Consider the following 15,155-nt stretch of genomic DNA (forward strand, 5'->3'; position numbering starts at 1 on the left):
ACCTGCTCGCCAAGGACCAGGACGGGTCCCTCGTGAAGATCATGAACGAGACCGTCGACGGGGACTACCAGACCTACAAGGCCGAGTCCGGCGCGTTCGTCCGCGAGCACTTCTTCGGGCAGACCCCGCAGACCAAGGAACTGGTCCAGGACCTCACCGATGACCAGATCTGGAACCTCAAGCGCGGCGGCCACGACTACAACAAGGTCTACGCCGCGTACAAGGCCGCAACCGAGTTCAAGGGCAAACCCACCGTCATCCTGGCCCACACGGTCAAGGGCTACGGCCTGGGCACCCACTTCGAGGGCCGCAACGCGACCCACCAGATGAAGAAACTCACCCTCGCGGACCTCAAAGCCTTCCGCGACCACCTCCGCATCCCCATCACCGATGACCAGCTCGAAGCGGACCTCTACCGTCCCCCGTACTACCACCCCGGCCCCGACGCCCCCGAAATCCAGTACCTCATGGAACGCCGCAAAGCCCTCGGCGGCTTCGTCCCCGAACGCCGGGCGGCCCACGCCCCCGTGGAGCTGCCTGACCCGAAAACCTTTGAGGTGGCCCGCCGCGGCTCCGGAAAGCAGAAGGCCGCCACGACCATGGCGTTTGTACGCCTGCTGAAAGACCTGCTCCGGGACAAGAAGTTCGGACACCGCATTGTCCCGATCGTGCCGGATGAATCGCGCACGTTCGGCATGGACGCGTTCTTCCCGACGGCGAAGATCTACAACCCGGACGGCCAGGGCTATCTTTCGGTGGACCGGGACCTGGTGCTCGCCTACAAGGAATCCGCCCAGGGCCAACTGATCCACCCGGGCATCAACGAGGCCGGCGCCGTGGCAGCCTTCACCGCGGCGGGCACGTCCTACGCCACCCACGGCGAACCGCTGATCCCGATCTACGTCTTCTACTCGATGTTCGGCTTCCAGCGCACCGGCGACTCCTTCTGGGCCGCCGCGGACCAGATGACCCGCGGGTTCATCATCGGCGCCACCGCCGGCCGCACCACCCTCACCGGTGAAGGCCTGCAGCACGCCGACGGCCACTCCCCCATCCTGGCCGCCACCAACCCCGCCGTCGTCACCTACGACCCCGCCTACGGCTACGAAATGGGCCACATCATCCGGGACGGACTGGAGCGGATGTACGGTCCGGGCCCGCAAGACCGCAACCTGATGTATTACCTCACGGTCTACAACGAGCCCATCCTCCAGCCCGCCGAACCCGAGAACCTCGACGTCAACGGTGTGCTGAAGGGCATCTACCGGGTGTCGGCGTCGGAGCTGGAGGGTCCCAAGAGCCAGATCCTGGCCTCCGGGGTCTCCGTCCCCTGGGCCCTCGAAGCCCAGCGGATCCTGGCCGAGGACTGGGGCGTTTGCGCCGACGTCTGGTCCGTGACGTCCTGGAATGAGCTCCGCCGGGACGGGCTGGCCGCCGAGGAGGAAGCCTTCCTCAACCCCGGCCAGCCCGCCCGCGTCCCGTTTGTCGCCCAGCAGCTGGCTGGCGCCACCGGCCCGATCGTGGCCGTCACGGACTACATGAAGGCCGTCCCGGACCAGATCCGCCAGTTCCTGCCGAACGAGTTCGCCTCGCTCGGCGCGGACGGGTTCGGGTTCTCCGACACCCGCGCCGCAGCCCGCCGCTTCTTCAAAAACGACACCCACTCGATTGTGGTGAAGACGCTGCAGCTGCTCGCGGCGAGGGGCGAGGTGGAGGAGGGCGCGCCGTCGTACGCAATGGACCGCTACAAGCTCCTGGACGTCACGGCCGGCACCACCGGAGGCGCGGGCGGCGACGCCTGAGCCCGTCGGGTGCGCAGTTCGCGGCAGTGTTCAGGCCCGGGACTGCCGTGAACTGCCAACTCGGTGCATAGGCTGGGGCCATGACGGACTCACAACCGACGACGGCGGTGCTGCTCGCCGCGGGCGCCGGGACGCGGCTGGGGCTCGGGCCCAAGGCGCTGCTCCCGTTCCGCGGTCGCGCGCTCGTTGAGGTCCTGGCGGACGTGCTGCTCGACGGCGGCTGCCGGGAGGTGGTGGCGGTGCTCGGCGCGGGCGCGGCGGCCGTCCGCGCCGCTGCGGACCTTAGCCGGTGCCGGGTGGTCGAGAACCCGGACTGGGCCGGCGGCATGGGCGGCTCGTTCCGGGCGGGGCTGGCCGCGGCCGCCCCGGGGCACCATGTGCTCATGGCCCTGGTGGACCAGCCCGGCCTGCGCCCCGAGACGGTCTCGCGGCTGCTCGCATCGCACCGGCCCGGCCGGGTGACAGCCGCCGCCTACCGCGGCCCGGACGGGACGCTGAAGCGCGGCCACCCCCTGGTGCTGGACGCCAGCCTCCGCGCGGAGGCCGCTGAAACGGCAGCGGGCGACGCCGGCGCCCGGCACTTCCTGCAGGCCCACCCGGACCTCATCGACCTGGTGGACTGCAGCGACCTCTCCGACGGCGAAGACGTGGACACCAAGGACCAGCTGCACCTGCTGGACTGACGCCAGCCCTCAACCAAACTTGCTGGGTGTGCACCTTTCCCGGCCCGGATGGATCAGCTCACAGTTACTCCCGAGCCTGCGGCTCCACGGGGTCAGAGCCCCCTTCCGGAGTGCCCATGTCCGGGTCAATCGAGTTGGCTATGCCCGCAAGGTAAGAGTCCCTGGCAGAGACGTCGTCGGTCTGTCCCTCGATGTGTTCGCCACCGTGAACATGCCGCGCGTCTGGCACCGGCTTCCCTGCTTTTTCTCCGTCACCCATATTGACCTTCCTCCTTGAAAAAATTTGAATCACTGATCGGTGGAACCCGCTCCGGCACTTCAGCCATGAGCCTAGCGTGATATCGGGGGGCCCCGCCCTCACCCCCGCAGGCCTCGGCGCAAATCCGGCGATGCTCATGCATTCGGCGTGCTGTTCGCATTCGTCCCCGCACGCAACTGGGGTAGTGGCTACCTGATCGGAGGGTGCATGACGACCTGCCGCGACGTCCGCCGGCGCCGCAGTTTAAGTCTCCTCGGGGTTCCGGTCCCATGCCTCCGCCCGATAACATGCGAACCCGTACGGGGGGCTCTCAAGCCTGCGCGGCGTTCAGAGCGAGCGAGATGGGCAAGCATGCCGCAGATAAACGTCATCCAAAGCACCGCAGTGAGAAGGACGACACCAATCAGGGTCAAAGAATCCATCTGAGACCTCCCGCGGTGGGCCGGCTGGAACGCCGCCGGCCCGTTCGTTTCCGTCACTCATTCAAGGAGACCTCCTTGAATGATCGCAGGTTTAGCCTTCCTCGGGAAGCATCTCGAGCCCGGAATGGGTGCTGATGTACCGGCTCGGACTGAGCCGGAAACGCATCGCTGAGCTCGTACGCGCCGAGCAGGCCGCCGCCTGCTCCCCGAAAACCGTGCCGGTACTATCGGGCAGCGGGGTGTCCAGTCAGCAGCTCGGCCAGGCCCTGCTTAAAGCCGGACCGGCCGCCGTGCGCGGGGTGCCGGATTTTCGGCGCGTCCAGGCCGCTGCGCTGCAGGCTGCGGTGCGCCACGTTCCCCACGGCCACCACCGTCTCGATGGGGAACATGCCCGCGAGCGCCTGCCAGAACGGGGTTCCCAGGGCGGCTTCGGCGGCGTTGGGTGTGCGGTTGGACAGCGGCCGCCCGGGCTGGTGGGTGTGCCACGGGCAGGCACTCCAGAGCAGCGGCAGGACGTCCAGTTCGGCGAGGACCTGCCACATCACCGTGGCGGTGGGCTCGGCCGCCACCCCGGCCGCCTCCGCCGGCAGCACGTAGCCCTTGCCGGGCCCGAACAAACCCAGCTGGTTCGCCGGGCCCCCGAACATGGTGCGGTTGGTGAAGGGCACCCCGGTGATCCGCATGCCCCGGAAGCCCGGAGCCTCCCCCACCAGCAGGACCGTCGGGGCGCGCTCCTGCATCTCGCCGAGGTAAATCGCCAGGTTCCGCCGGCGCAGCGCGTTGTCCGGGACGGAGTGGTCGAAGAAGTTGTTGCACGCCGGCCCCGTGTCCACGGCAGCCAGCCGGTCCACAAACGCGTCGATGGATGACGTCACTGCGTTTCCTTCCCCTTCACCGCCCGCCGGTGCACCAGACTACCCGGGCTACCCGGGCCCCCGGTGGCCCGGCGGTCCTCCGCCCGGCCTAGCATGGGGGCATGACGGACATGACCATCTTCACGGTGGGCCACTCCACTCATCCCATCGACGAGTTCATCGGCATCCTGGAGGCCCACGGCCTCAAGAGGCTGATTGACGTGCGCACGGTGCCGAAGTCACGGCACAACCCGCAGTTCAACACGGACGCCCTGGCCGCGAGCGTGCGCACCCGCGGCATCACCTACCGGCGGATGGCGGCCCTCGGCGGGCTGCGGCATGCCCGGAAGGACAGCCCCAACGGCGCCTGGCGGAACGCGTCCTTCCGGGGATACGCGGACTACATGCAGACTGAAGACTTCAGCGCCGCCGTCGAGCAGCTGATGGACCGCGGGCGGGCAGGCAACGCGGCCATCATGTGCGCCGAAGCCGTCCCCTGGCGCTGCCACCGCTCGCTGATCGGCGACGCGCTGCTGGTCCGGAACGTGGAGGTCCTGGACATCATGACTGCAACGTCCGCCAAGCCCCACACCCTGACCTCGTTCGCCCGCGTCGAGGGCACGCGGGTCTGGTATCCGCCGGACTGACCGCCGGCTACCAGCGCGGGTGGATGGACGCGCGGAAGTATTTGTCGTAGATTTCCCGGACCCCGACGTCGAACGTCGCGTCAATCCCGCGCACCCCGGCTGCCTCGGCGTTGGCGCGGGCCTGGTCCACGCTCCGCGCCCCCGGGATCACCGTGCTGACGCCGTCCTGCGCCGCGATCCAGGCGATGGCCGCCTGGGCGGTGCTGACGCCGTCGGGCACCAGCTCCTCGAACTCCGCCACCGCTGCCAGGCCCTGTTTGAAGTCCACCCCGGAGAAGGTTTCCCCGACGTCGAACGCCGAGCCGGTGCGGTTGTAGTTCCGGTGGTCGTCCGCCGCGAAGGACGTCTCCGCGGTGTACTTTCCGGAGAGCAGGCCCGAGGCGAGCGGCACCCGGGCGATGATGCCGACGCCGGCGGCCTGGGCCGCGGGCAGCACCTCGTCCAGCGGCTTGAGCCGGAAGGCGTTGAGGATGATCTGCACGGTGGCGGTGCCGGGGTGCCGCATGGCTTCGAGGGCCTCGTCGGTCCGCTCCACGCTGACGCCGTAGTTCCGGATGGCTCCCTCCGCCACGAGGGTGTCCAGCGCGTCGTAGACTTCGGCGTTGCTGTAGACGGCGGTGGGCGGGCAGTGCAGCTGGACCAGGTCCAGCCGCTCCACGCCCAGGTTGCGCCGTGACCGGTCCGTCCATTCGCGGAAGTTGGCCAGGGTGTAGTTCTCCGGCCGCTGCTCCGCCCGCCGGCCCATCTTGGTGGCCACGGTGAGGTCCAGGCCCGGGTTGTCGGCCAGGAACGCGCCGATGGTCTGCTCGCTGCGGCCGTCGCCGTACACGTCTGCAGTGTCGAAGAAGGTGACACCGGCGTCCACGGAGGCGGCCAGGACGGCCCGCGCCTGCGCCGGGTCCACCTTCCCCCAGTCCGCGCCAAGCTGCCAGGTCCCCAGTCCGACGACGGAGACGCTCCGTCCGGTCTTGCCCAAGATTCGCTGTTCCATCATCCGACTATAGGCCGGTACTCCAACGCGGGGTCAGATGCGGTCCATAGAGCCCCCTCACTTGGGCCGGATCTGACCCCGCGTTGGTCTCAGCGGACCGCGGCCAGACCGGCTTCCTTCAGGCCCAGATAGATCTTGTCGCGGGCGATGGGCAGGTCCGCGAACCGGATTCCCGTGGCGTTGCGGATGGCGTTGGCCAGCGCCGGCGCCACCGGGTTGAACGGGCTCTCGCTCATGGATTTCGCGCCCAGCGGGCCCAGTTTGTCGTTGGTGTCGGCGAAGTACACCTCGCTGCGGGGCACGTCCGCGAAGGACGGGATGTGGTACTGCCGGAGGATGTCCGTGGTGACCCGGCCGGCGTCGTCCACCCTGACCTCCTCATACAGGGCCGCGCCGAGCGCCTGCGCGATGCCGCCCTCGATCTGCCCGCGGCACTGCCGCGGGTTGACCACCACGCCGGCGTCGGCGGCCTGGACGCTTTGGAGGATCCGCAGTTCTCCGGTTCCGGTGTTCACCGCCACCCGGAAGCCGTGGACGTTGAACGCCACGGACCGCGGCGTCCCGCCCCAGTGCCCCTCGGCGGAAAGGTCGACGCCGGCCGCCTCGGCGGCGCTGTGAAGTTCCGCCAGCGGCACCCGGGTTCCCTCGCAGATGACCGCGTCATCCTCCAGCACGCACCCGGAGGCCTGGACCTGCCGGAGCCCGGCGGCGAACGCGCGGATCCGCACCGCCAGGTCCTCGGCCGCTGCCAGCGTGGCCTTCCCGGCCACCACCGTCCCGGCCGAGCCGAACGCCCCGGAATCGTGGTCCACCAGGTCCGTGTCCGACTGCCGCACCGTGATCCGGCGCGCGGTGGTGGACAGGGCGGTCGCGGCCAGCTGGGCGTGCACCGTGGTGGTGCCGTTGCCGAACTCCGCGGTGCCCACATCCGCCCGGTAGGTCCCGTCCGGCAGGAGCCGGAGCCTTGAATGCGCGAAGTGGCCGCGCGGCGGGACGGTGTCGATCATGGACAGCGCCGAGCCTTCCCCGGTGACCCAGTCCGGGCCGAGGTCCGCCAGCCCAGCGTTCCGGTAGCGTTCCGCGCCGCGTTTCAGCGCGTCCTGGACCAGCCGGGTGCACTGGTCCAGTCCGTAGCTGCCGTAGAGGACGTCCTCCTCCGGGTCGGGGTGGGTGGAGAGCATGTCGTCGCCCTCGCGGACCATGTTCCGGCGGCGGAACTCCATCGGGTCCATGCCGATCCCGGCGGCGAGCTCGTCCACGGCGGACTCGATCGCGAAAATCATCTGGCTGAGCCCGTACCCGCGGAACGCGCCGGACGGCACCGTGTTGGTGTACACGGCGTGCGCGTCCACTTTTTTGTTGGCGCAGTTGTAGACGGCCAGGGACTCGCCGCAGCCGTGGAACATGACACCCACGGAATGGTTGCCGTAGGCGCCGGCGTTGGTCAGCACCTCCAGCTGCAGCGCCGTCAGCTTCCCGTCGCTGCTGGCGGCGGCCTTGAGGTGGATGGTGAACGGGTGCCGGGTGGTGGAGGCGGTGAGCTGCTCGGTGCGGGTGAATTCGAGCTGCACGGGCCGCCGCAGTTTCAGCGCGGCCAGGGCAACGATGTCCTCGGTGAGGACTTCCTGCTTGCCGCCGAAGCCGCCGCCCACCCGCCCGGCGACCACCCGGATGCTGTCCTCGGGCAGGTCGAAGAGCCGGCCCAGGGTGCGCCGGACCAGGAAGGGCACCTGGCTGGACGTACGCACCTGGAGCCGGCCGTCGTCGTCCATCGAGGCGATCGCGGCGTGCGTCTCCAGTGCCGTGTGCTGCACCCGCTGGGTGCGGTAGGTCTGCTCGTGGACGAAGTCGGCTGCCGCGAAGGCCGCTGCGACGTCGCCCAGCTCGGAGTGCAGCTCGGCCACGACGTTCTGCTCCGGCCGGCCGATGCGGGCCGTGGCGGCGTCCTTGTCGCCGTGCAGGGCCGGGGCGCCGGGCAGCATGGCCTCCTGCGGGGTGAAGACGGCGTCCAGCACCTGGTACTCCACCTTCAGCGCCCGCACCCCGGCTTCCGCTGCGGCCTCGGAGCCGGCGACGACGGCGGCCACCCGCTGCCCGATGAACCGGACCACGTCATCCAGCACCCGGGTGTCATCCGGATCGTCGGTGTAGAGCTCGTGCTGTGCCGTGGAGAACAGCTGAGCGGGGGCGTCCCGGTGCGTAAACACCGCCTCGACACCGGGAATCCGCAGGGCGTCCGTGGCGTCGATGGACAGGACCCGGGCGTGGGCGTGCGGGGAGCGCAGGAGCTTCATGTGCAGCAGCCCCGGAAACTCCGACGCCGGGACGTCCAGCGTGTAGCGCGCCGTCCCGGTGACCACCGCCCGGCTGGCGGGCGCCGGGACGTCGTCGCCCAGCTGGCCGGGGCGCGGGCCGGGCTGGCCCTCCCCCGCGATCCCGGAACCCTGCCCGGCGGGGTCCGGGTGCCCGTGCGCGGCCTCGCCGCAGACCGCGTCCGCGATGGCCCGGTAGCCGGTGCAGCGGCACAGGTTCCCCTTGAGGTTCCGCGGCAGGTTGGCCTTCTGCTCGTCGTCGAAGGTGGCGGCCGTCATCACCATGCCGGCGGTGCAGAACCCGCACTGGAAGCCCTGCCGCTCCATGAACTGCTGCTGCATCGGGTGCAGGTCCGCGCCGGGTGCTGTCCCGGCCAGTCCTTCCACCGTGGTCACGGACCGGCCCTCGGCGCGGACCGCGGGGTAGATGCAGCTGTGGACCGGGGTGCCGTCCACGTGGACCGTGCACGCGCCGCAGTCGCCGCCGTCGCACCCCTTTTTCACGCCCAGGTTCCCCTGCTCGCGCAGGAACGTCCGCAGGCACTGCCCGGGCCGGGGGTCAGCCTGCGCCGGGACGCCGTTGATCTCGACTGGGAGGTTGATCTCGGTGGCCATGCTCAGGCCCCTTCCTGCTGTGGTGAAGCCTGCTGTGGTGACGCCTGCGGCACGTCCGCCGGGGGCCAGAAATCGCCCGAGACGCGGGCCGGCGCGGTGCCTGCCGGGGCGGCCAGTTCGGCGCGGATCTCCTCCGCGAGCCGGTACGTCATGTCCTTGCGCCAGGCGGGCAGGCCGTGGATGTCGTCGTGGTAGAGCCCGTCCGGGAGGGCTGCGTCGAGCGCCGCGGCCAGTTGGGCCGCCGTCGGCATCCCGGCGCCGGCGGTGCCTCCGGTGCCGGGGAGGCGGACCTGCACGGGCCGCTTCGTGGCGGCGGTGACGGTGAGGACCAGACCGCCGTCGGCGTCAAGTCGTCCGATCAGGAGCGCCCCGGAGCGGCCCAGGTTGCTCAGCGACAGGCGGCGGAACGCCACCCGGGAGGCCAGGGCCGACGCCGGCAGGTGGACGCTGCGGAGCAGCTCGCCGGGTGCCAGGGCGTTCCGGGCGTCCCCGGTGACGAACTCCGCCACCGGGACGGTGCGGCTGGCGCCGCCCGGTCCCAGCAGTGTGGCCACGCCGTCGAGGGCCGCGCAGAGGGAAATCATGGGTCCGGCCGGCAGGGACGTGCAGAGGTTGCCGCCCACGGTGGACATGTTCCAGATCTTGAAGGATGCCACGAACGAATCGCAGCACGGCCGGACCAGCTGCAGCGCGGGCCAGTCCGCAGTGTCCACGGAACCGCCGGCCGGCAGGGCGTACAGTTCGGCGATGGTGCAGGTGGCCGCGAGGTCGATCCCGGATTCGGACACGGTGATGGCCGGCCAGCCGGTGGCGCTGAGGTCCAGCAGCCGCCGCAGCGGTTCCCGGCCGAACGCGAAGCTGCCGTAGGAAAAGAGCACGGTGCCGCCGGCCAGCCAGGCGTCCCCGGGCTGCCAGTCGGCCGGGTCCGCGGTGCGGACCACCGCCTCGATGGTGGTCATGTCCATGGCATCTCCTGGTGTTGCGGGGTCAGGGCCGGCGGGGCGGGGTGCCCCGCAGCGGCGTGGTGAAGGCTGCGGTGGTGCGGGGCGGCGGCCGGAACAGCGACTCGGGACGGTGCCGCGGCACTACTCTCATGGGGGCGGTCCGCGTGGGGGCGTCCCGCGCGCTGGTGGATGGGCCCGCTCCCGTGTTTCAGGGGCCGGCCGGTTCCGGTACGGTTGCGGCTGGCCACCAGCTCTGCGGTGATGGAGACCGCCACCTCTTCCGGGGTGACGGCACCCAGATCCAGGCCGATGGGTGAATGCAGCCGGCCGGTGTCGGCCGGTGCCACTCCGGCGGCGTGCAGGGACTCCAGCCGCTGGGCGTGGCTGCGGCGCGATCCCATCGCCCCGACGTAGGCCAGGTCCAGCCCCAGCGCCGCCTGCAGGAGCGGGATGTCGAACTTGGGGTCATGGGTGAGCACACACACAACGGTGCGGGCATCGAGCCGTCCGGCCGCGGCCTCGGCGGCCAGGTACTGGTGCGGCCAGGCGGTGACCACCTGGTCCGCGGCGGCGAACCGCTCCTGGCTGGTGAAGGCCGGCCGCGCGTCGCACAGGGTCACGTGGTAACCCAGCAGCCGGGCGGCCGGCACCAGGGCCGCGCCGAAATCGTTGGCGCCAAACACCAGCATCCGGGGCGCGGGAAGCCGGCTCTCCACCAGCAGCGTGATGGGCTCCGGGCCGGGGCGTGGTGGCACAGCTGTGCTGGAAAGGCAGCCCTCCACCGGGGCAATCCGGACCAGCCCGTTCCGGCCGCCGCGGAGCAGCGGTTCCAGCTGGACCGCGGCCGCCTGGACGAGTGCCCCGGCCAGCGGCCCCGGCAGCGGTCCGGCGAGTGGCCCGGCCAGCGGCCCGGCCGGCAGGCCGGCAGCGCCGCCGGAACCGGGTGCGAAACCCCCGGCTCCGGCGGCCGCACCCAGCAGTGCCGCCAGGTCCGCCGACTCCTCCGCCCGCCAGCTCCCCGGATCCCGGACCAGCACAGCGCCCGCGCCGCCGGAGTCCACCCTGCGGATCAGCGCCAGGGCCGTGCCGGAGCCGGAACCCGCCGGAACCTGCAGGCTTTCAAGCCCGGGGCCGCCGGCGGCGGCGCCCAGCGGTTCGATGTGGACTTCCAGCTCCCCGCCGCAGGTGAGCCCGACGGCGAATGCGTCCGCGTCGCTGTAGCCGAAGAACTCGCGGCGGGTGCCGCCGTCGGCCATTACCTCCAGGGCCGCCGCGACGACGGCGCCTTCGACGCAGCCGCCGGAGAGGCTGCCCAGGACCTCGCCGGTTTCGGAGACCACCATGGACGTGCCCAGCGGCCGCGGGACGGACCCTGCGGCGCCGACCACCGTGGCGACGGCGCAGCGCGTGCCGTCAACGACGGGCCGCCAGTGTTTGAGCGACGGCATCAGATCCAGCATTGCTGCACCCCCTTTTCCTGCGCGGCGATGGTGTCCATATTCTTGTTCCTCTCCGGCCCCCGGGGAAGCACCGGGGGCCGTGGGTTTTCCTAGGCGCCCAGCAGCGCGTTGATGGGTCCGCGGGCGAAGTACACCAGGAAGCCGGCAGTGACCACCCACATCAGCGGGTGCACCTTGCGGGCCTTGCCGGAGCAGGCGCTGATGACCGCCCAGGAGATGAACCCGACGCCGATGCCGTTGGCGATGGAGTAGCTCAGCGGCATGGTGACGATGGTGAGGAAGGCCGGCAGCGCCACGGAGAACTTGCTGAACTTGATCTCGCGGATCTGGGCCATCATCATGGCGCCCACCACCACCAGGGCGGCGGCGGCAACTTCCAGCGGCACCACGGACGTGAGCGGGGTCAGGAACATGGAGCCCAGGAACAGCACGCCGGTGACCACGGAGGCCAGCCCGGTGCGGGCGCCTTCGCCGATGCCGGCCGCGGAGTCGATGTACACCGTGTTGGACGATCCCGAGGTGGCGCCGCCGGCCACCGCCCCCAGGCCTTCGACCACGAACGCGGACTTCAGCCGCGGGAACGTGCCGTCCTTGTGGGCCACGCCGGCGCTTTTCGCCAGGCCGGTCATGGTGCCCATGGCATCGAAGAAGTTGGTGAACACCAGGGTGAAGACCAGCATGGTTGCTGCCAGCCCGCCGATCCGGCCGAAGGCGCCGAACATGTCGAACTGGCCCACCAGGGACAGGTCCGGGGCGGACACCAGCTGGCCCGAGAGGACCGGGGTGTTGAGGTGCCAGCCGCCGGGGTTGTCCGCGCTGCCGGGGCCGATCTTCAGGAACGCCTCGACCACCCCGGCCAGCACCGTGGTGGCCACGATGCCGATCAGCAGCCCGCCCTGGACCTTGCGGGCCACCAGCACGCCCATGACCAGCAGGCCGACGATGAACACCATGGTGGGCACCGAGGTGATGGACCCGTTGTCGCCCAGCTGGACCGGGGGCCCTGCCGTGGTGGCCCGGACGAAGCCGGAGTCCACAAAGCCGATGAACGCGATGAACAGGCCGATGCCCACGGTGATGGCGGCTTTCAGTTCCTTCGGCACCGCACGGAAGATCGCGGTCCGGGCCCCGGTGACGCCGAAGAGGACGATCAGGATGCCGTTGATCACCACCAGCCCCATGGCCTCGGCCCACGTGACCTCCTGGATGACGGCCACCGCCAGGAAGGAGTTGATGCCCAGCCCTGCGGCGAGCCCGAAGGGGAGGTTGGCCACCAGGCCGAAGAGGATGGTCATGACGCCGGCGGTGAGACCGGTGACGGCGCCCACCTGCGCGGCGGACAGCCAGCCGCCGGCGACGTCGGTGGGGGCGTTGTCCGCGCTGAAGCCGCCAAGGATCAGGGGGTTCAGGATGACGATGTAGGCCATGGTGAAGAACGTGACCAGGCCGCCGCGGACCTCGCGGGCCACGGTGGAGCCGCGCTTGGTGATTTCGAAGAAGCGGTCCAGGAAGGAGCTGGGCGGCTGCGGCGGCTCGGGCGTTGCCGGGTGCTGCGGGGCGCCGGAAGTGGTGTCCAGGATTGTCATGTCAGCCGCCGGACCTAGTAGTCAATCCTGGATTCGAGCGTGTTCCAGGTGTTGAACGGCTCGAGGATGGGCGGGGCCTGGGGGTCCTCGAGAACCAGTTTGGCCACCGGCATCAGCGCGTCGCGCTGGCCGTTTTCGAAGTACTCGTAGAACACGGCGTCGTCGAAGCCCACGGAAGCGGCGTCGTGCCGGTCCGCGGCGAACACCACACGCTCCACGCGTGCCCACAGCGCCGAGGCCAGGCACATGGGGCACGGCTCGCAGCTGGTGTAGAGGGTGGCGCCGGAAAGGTCGAAGGTGCCGAGTTCGCTGCACGCGCGGCGGATGGCCGTGACTTCCGCGTGGGCGGTGGGATCGTTGGTGGCGGTGACGCGGTTGACGCCGTCAAACGTCTGCCCGTCTGCGGTGACAACGACGGCGCCGAATGGGCCGCCGCTGTTGAGGACGTTGGCCGTGGCCAACTCGATGGACCTGGCCAAAAGTTCCTGGGCCGTGACAGTGGTACTCATGATGCGACTCCCTTTTGCCGTGGAAGCCGGTACGCCGGGGTGGAAAGACAGGGCCAGTTGCGACGGTTACCAGGCTTCAGCATGTGCTTTTGAAGGTTAAGTTGCGCCTGGTAGATAGCTTCCCCGAAGTCCGGGGGCCCGCCTTTGGCAAGATCGAGAGTAGCACCGCACTGTGGCCCGCGCCACACTTTTTGGAAAGTTAATTTCAAGATGTGAAATTCATGTTTCCGGCGCCTCACCCCCGGCCCGCCCATTGACGCGGGAGCCGCGGCCTGCCTAGTCTGGCCCGACCGGCCACGGCGCCGGCACCCTGGATCAGCAGACAGGGCATCACTGAGCTGGCATTCCATCCCGCACCCAGACAGGACACCATGATGCCCGCACCCACGCCCGAATCCCGGCTTTGGATCAAAAACCCCCTCGGCGCCTTTACCGCCAACAGCCTCGACGCCTCCGGCGGAGTGGTGGTGAGCGGCGGCGTCATCGTCGAAGTGCTGGCTGCCGGGCAGCTGCCCGCGGCGCCCTGCCAGGAGACCTTCGACGCCGGCCGACACGTGATGCTGCCGGGGCTCATCAACACGCACCACCACTTCTACCAGACCCTCACCCGGGCCTGGGGGCCGGTCGCCAACGCGCCGCTCTTCCCGTGGCTGCAGAACCTCTACCCGGTCTGGGCGCGGCTCACGCCCCGGGACCTGGAGCTGGCCGCCACCGTGGCGCTCGCGGAACTCCTCCTTTCCGGCTGCACCACCGCCGCGGACCACCACTACCTCTTCCCGGACGGCATGGAGGACGCCATCGACATCGAGGTTCAGGCGGTGCGGGCGCTGGGCATGCGGGCCACCCTCACCCGGGGCTCCATGAGCCTGGGCCAGGACGACGGCGGCCTGCCGCCGCAGTCCACGGTGCAGCCGCCGGAGGTGATCCTGGCGGACAGCGAGCGACTCATCAGCGCCTACCACCAGCGCGGCGACGGCGCCACGGTCCAGATCGCGCTGGCCCCGTGCTCACCGTTTTCCGTCACGCGGGAGATCATGGCGGAAACCGCCGATCTGGCCGAGCGGCATGACGTCCGGCTGCACACGCACCTCGCCGAGACCCTGGACGAGGAGGACTTCTGCCGGGAGATGTTCGGCCTGCGGACCGTGGACTACCTCGAAAGCGTGGGGTGGCTGGGCAGCCGGACCTGGCTGGGCCACGGCATCCACTTCACCGACGCCGAGATCGCCGCGCTGGGGGCCGCCGGCACCGCCGTCGCGCACTGCCCCACCTCCAACATGCGGCTGGCCTCAGGAACGGCGCGGGTGCTGGAACTGGAGGACGCGGGAGTTCCCGTGGGGCTGGGAGTGGACGGCTCGGCGTCGAACGATGCCTCCAACATGATCCTGGAGGCGCGGCAGGCGCTGTACCTGCAGCGGCTGCGCTACGGCGCGCAGGTTCCGGTGGAGCGCGCCCTGGGCTGGGCCACCCGGGGTTCCGCCGCTGTGCTCGGCCGGCCGGACTTGGGCCAGCTGGCCCCCGGCATGCAGGCCGACCTGGCCTTCTTCACCCTTGATGACCTGCGCTTTTCCGGCAGCCACGACCCCATTGCGGCCCTGCTGCTGTGCGCGGCGGACCGGGCGGACCGGGTCATGGTCGGCGGGCAATGGCGCGTGGTGGACGGCCAGATCCCCGGGCTGGACATTGCCGGGCTTATTGCCGAGCACTCGGCCGCGGCGCGGAGGCTGGTGGCCGGTTAGACCGGGCAGCCACCAGCCGTCCCATCCAGCGCGAGACCGGACCGGGCCGGCGCCCGCGGTCGGCCGGGAAGAAGAAGTCCGGGTCCGTGCCGCCGCGCGGGTGGTAGGGCTCGGCCGGAACCTGCGCGGGCTCCCCGCCCGGGATACCTGGGGTTTGCTGCTGCATGGCGCTCCTCAACTTTCCATAATTTGAAATATATTTTCTGCTGTATGGAAACGCTAGGGCCGCGGCGCCGGGCGGTCAAGAGCCTGCACCGCGGCCGCGCGGGGCCGCCGGTCACAATCGGAAATTTAGGATTGTGATGTACACCACCGCCGGACTGGGCTAGCCT

Annotated in this window: 11 protein-coding genes; 4 read left to right on the plus strand and 7 right to left on the minus strand. The window is 70.3% G+C overall.

All coding sequences use genetic code 11. The features are described 5' to 3' along the window. Positions 1-1,802: transketolase-like TK C-terminal-containing protein (locus tag ACTWQD_RS15240; RefSeq protein WP_443196971.1), on the plus strand; the 1,802-nt coding region annotated here is incomplete at its 5' end. 80 nt (positions 1,803-1,882) lie between these two features. Continuing rightward, positions 1,883-2,485, plus strand: a complete 603-nt coding sequence (gene nboR / locus ACTWQD_RS15245; RefSeq protein ID WP_443196972.1) for a nicotine blue oxidoreductase — start codon at positions 1,883-1,885, stop codon at positions 2,483-2,485. A 905-nt stretch (positions 2,486-3,390) separates the two neighbouring features. Here nboR and ACTWQD_RS15250 read toward each other — a convergent pair. Next, positions 3,391-4,041, minus strand: a complete 651-nt coding sequence (locus ACTWQD_RS15250) for a uracil-DNA glycosylase (protein ID WP_443196973.1) — start codon at positions 4,039-4,041, stop codon at positions 3,391-3,393. Positions 4,042-4,142: 101 nt separating this feature from the next. On the opposite strand from ACTWQD_RS15250, the gene ACTWQD_RS15255 reads away from it, so the two are divergent. After that, on the plus strand, positions 4,143-4,667 hold the full coding sequence (locus ACTWQD_RS15255; RefSeq protein ID WP_443196974.1) for a DUF488 domain-containing protein: 525 nt from the start codon (positions 4,143-4,145) through the stop codon (positions 4,665-4,667). A gap of 7 nt (positions 4,668-4,674) precedes the next feature. Here ACTWQD_RS15255 and ACTWQD_RS15260 read toward each other — a convergent pair whose 3' ends face one another. The 6 genes from ACTWQD_RS15260 to ACTWQD_RS15285 form a co-directional block, all read right to left on the minus strand. Further along, entirely contained in the window at positions 4,675-5,658 is a 984-nt protein-coding gene (locus tag ACTWQD_RS15260) for an aldo/keto reductase (protein ID WP_443197132.1), read from the minus strand. 89 nt (positions 5,659-5,747) lie between these two features. Further along, complete coding sequence (locus ACTWQD_RS15265; RefSeq protein ID WP_443196975.1) at positions 5,748-8,585, minus strand: molybdopterin-dependent oxidoreductase; 2,838 nt, start codon at positions 8,583-8,585, stop codon at positions 5,748-5,750. A gap of 2 nt (positions 8,586-8,587) precedes the next feature. Next, positions 8,588-9,550, minus strand: a complete 963-nt coding sequence (locus ACTWQD_RS15270) for an FAD binding domain-containing protein (RefSeq protein WP_443196976.1) — start codon at positions 9,548-9,550, stop codon at positions 8,588-8,590. Beyond that, the gene (locus ACTWQD_RS15275) at positions 9,541-10,989 is read right to left on the minus strand and encodes an XdhC family protein (RefSeq protein WP_443196977.1); all 1,449 of its coding nucleotides are present in this window, start codon (positions 10,987-10,989) and stop codon (positions 9,541-9,543) included. Before ACTWQD_RS15275 ends, ACTWQD_RS15270 begins: the two co-directional genes overlap by 10 nt. 89 nt (positions 10,990-11,078) lie before the next feature. Next, the gene (locus ACTWQD_RS15280; RefSeq protein WP_443196978.1) at positions 11,079-12,575 is read right to left on the minus strand and encodes an NCS2 family permease; all 1,497 of its coding nucleotides are present in this window, start codon (positions 12,573-12,575) and stop codon (positions 11,079-11,081) included. A 14-nt stretch (positions 12,576-12,589) separates the two neighbouring features. Then, positions 12,590-13,084 carry a nucleoside deaminase gene (locus ACTWQD_RS15285; RefSeq protein ID WP_443196979.1) on the minus strand — a complete coding sequence of 165 codons (495 nt, stop codon included), beginning with the start codon at positions 13,082-13,084 and terminating at the stop codon, positions 12,590-12,592. A 374-nt stretch (positions 13,085-13,458) separates the two neighbouring features. On the opposite strand from ACTWQD_RS15285, the gene ACTWQD_RS15290 reads away from it, so the two are divergent. Next, positions 13,459-14,823, plus strand: coding sequence for an 8-oxoguanine deaminase (locus ACTWQD_RS15290; protein ID WP_443197133.1), 1,365 nt, complete (start codon positions 13,459-13,461; stop codon positions 14,821-14,823). Positions 14,824-15,155 lie beyond the last annotated feature (332 nt).

Source organism: Pseudarthrobacter sp. 1C304 (assembly GCF_052245515.1).
GTDB lineage: Bacteria > Actinomycetota > Actinomycetes > Actinomycetales > Micrococcaceae > Arthrobacter.

What these genes read in the sequence shown, in the direction of transcription:
- ACTWQD_RS15275 (WP_443196977.1), bottom strand. Translation starts at nt 10,989, where the DNA reads ATGCTGGATCTGATGCCGTCGCTCAAACACTGGCGGCCCGTCGTTGAC.
- ACTWQD_RS15285 (WP_443196979.1), bottom strand. Translation starts at nt 13,084, where the DNA reads ATGAGTACCACTGTCACGGCCCAGGAACTTTTGGCCAGGTCCATCGAG.
- ACTWQD_RS15270 (WP_443196976.1), bottom strand. Translation starts at nt 9,550, where the DNA reads ATGGACATGACCACCATCGAGGCGGTGGTCCGCACCGCGGACCCGGCC.
- nboR (WP_443196972.1), top strand. Translation starts at nt 1,883, where the DNA reads ATGACGGACTCACAACCGACGACGGCGGTGCTGCTCGCCGCGGGCGCC.
- ACTWQD_RS15260 (WP_443197132.1), bottom strand. Translation starts at nt 5,658, where the DNA reads ATGGAACAGCGAATCTTGGGCAAGACCGGACGGAGCGTCTCCGTCGTC.
- ACTWQD_RS15290 (WP_443197133.1), top strand. Translation starts at nt 13,459, where the DNA reads ATGCCCGCACCCACGCCCGAATCCCGGCTTTGGATCAAAAACCCCCTC.
- ACTWQD_RS15255 (WP_443196974.1), top strand. Translation starts at nt 4,143, where the DNA reads ATGACGGACATGACCATCTTCACGGTGGGCCACTCCACTCATCCCATC.
- ACTWQD_RS15265 (WP_443196975.1), bottom strand. Translation starts at nt 8,585, where the DNA reads ATGGCCACCGAGATCAACCTCCCAGTCGAGATCAACGGCGTCCCGGCG.
- ACTWQD_RS15280 (WP_443196978.1), bottom strand. Translation starts at nt 12,575, where the DNA reads ATGACAATCCTGGACACCACTTCCGGCGCCCCGCAGCACCCGGCAACG.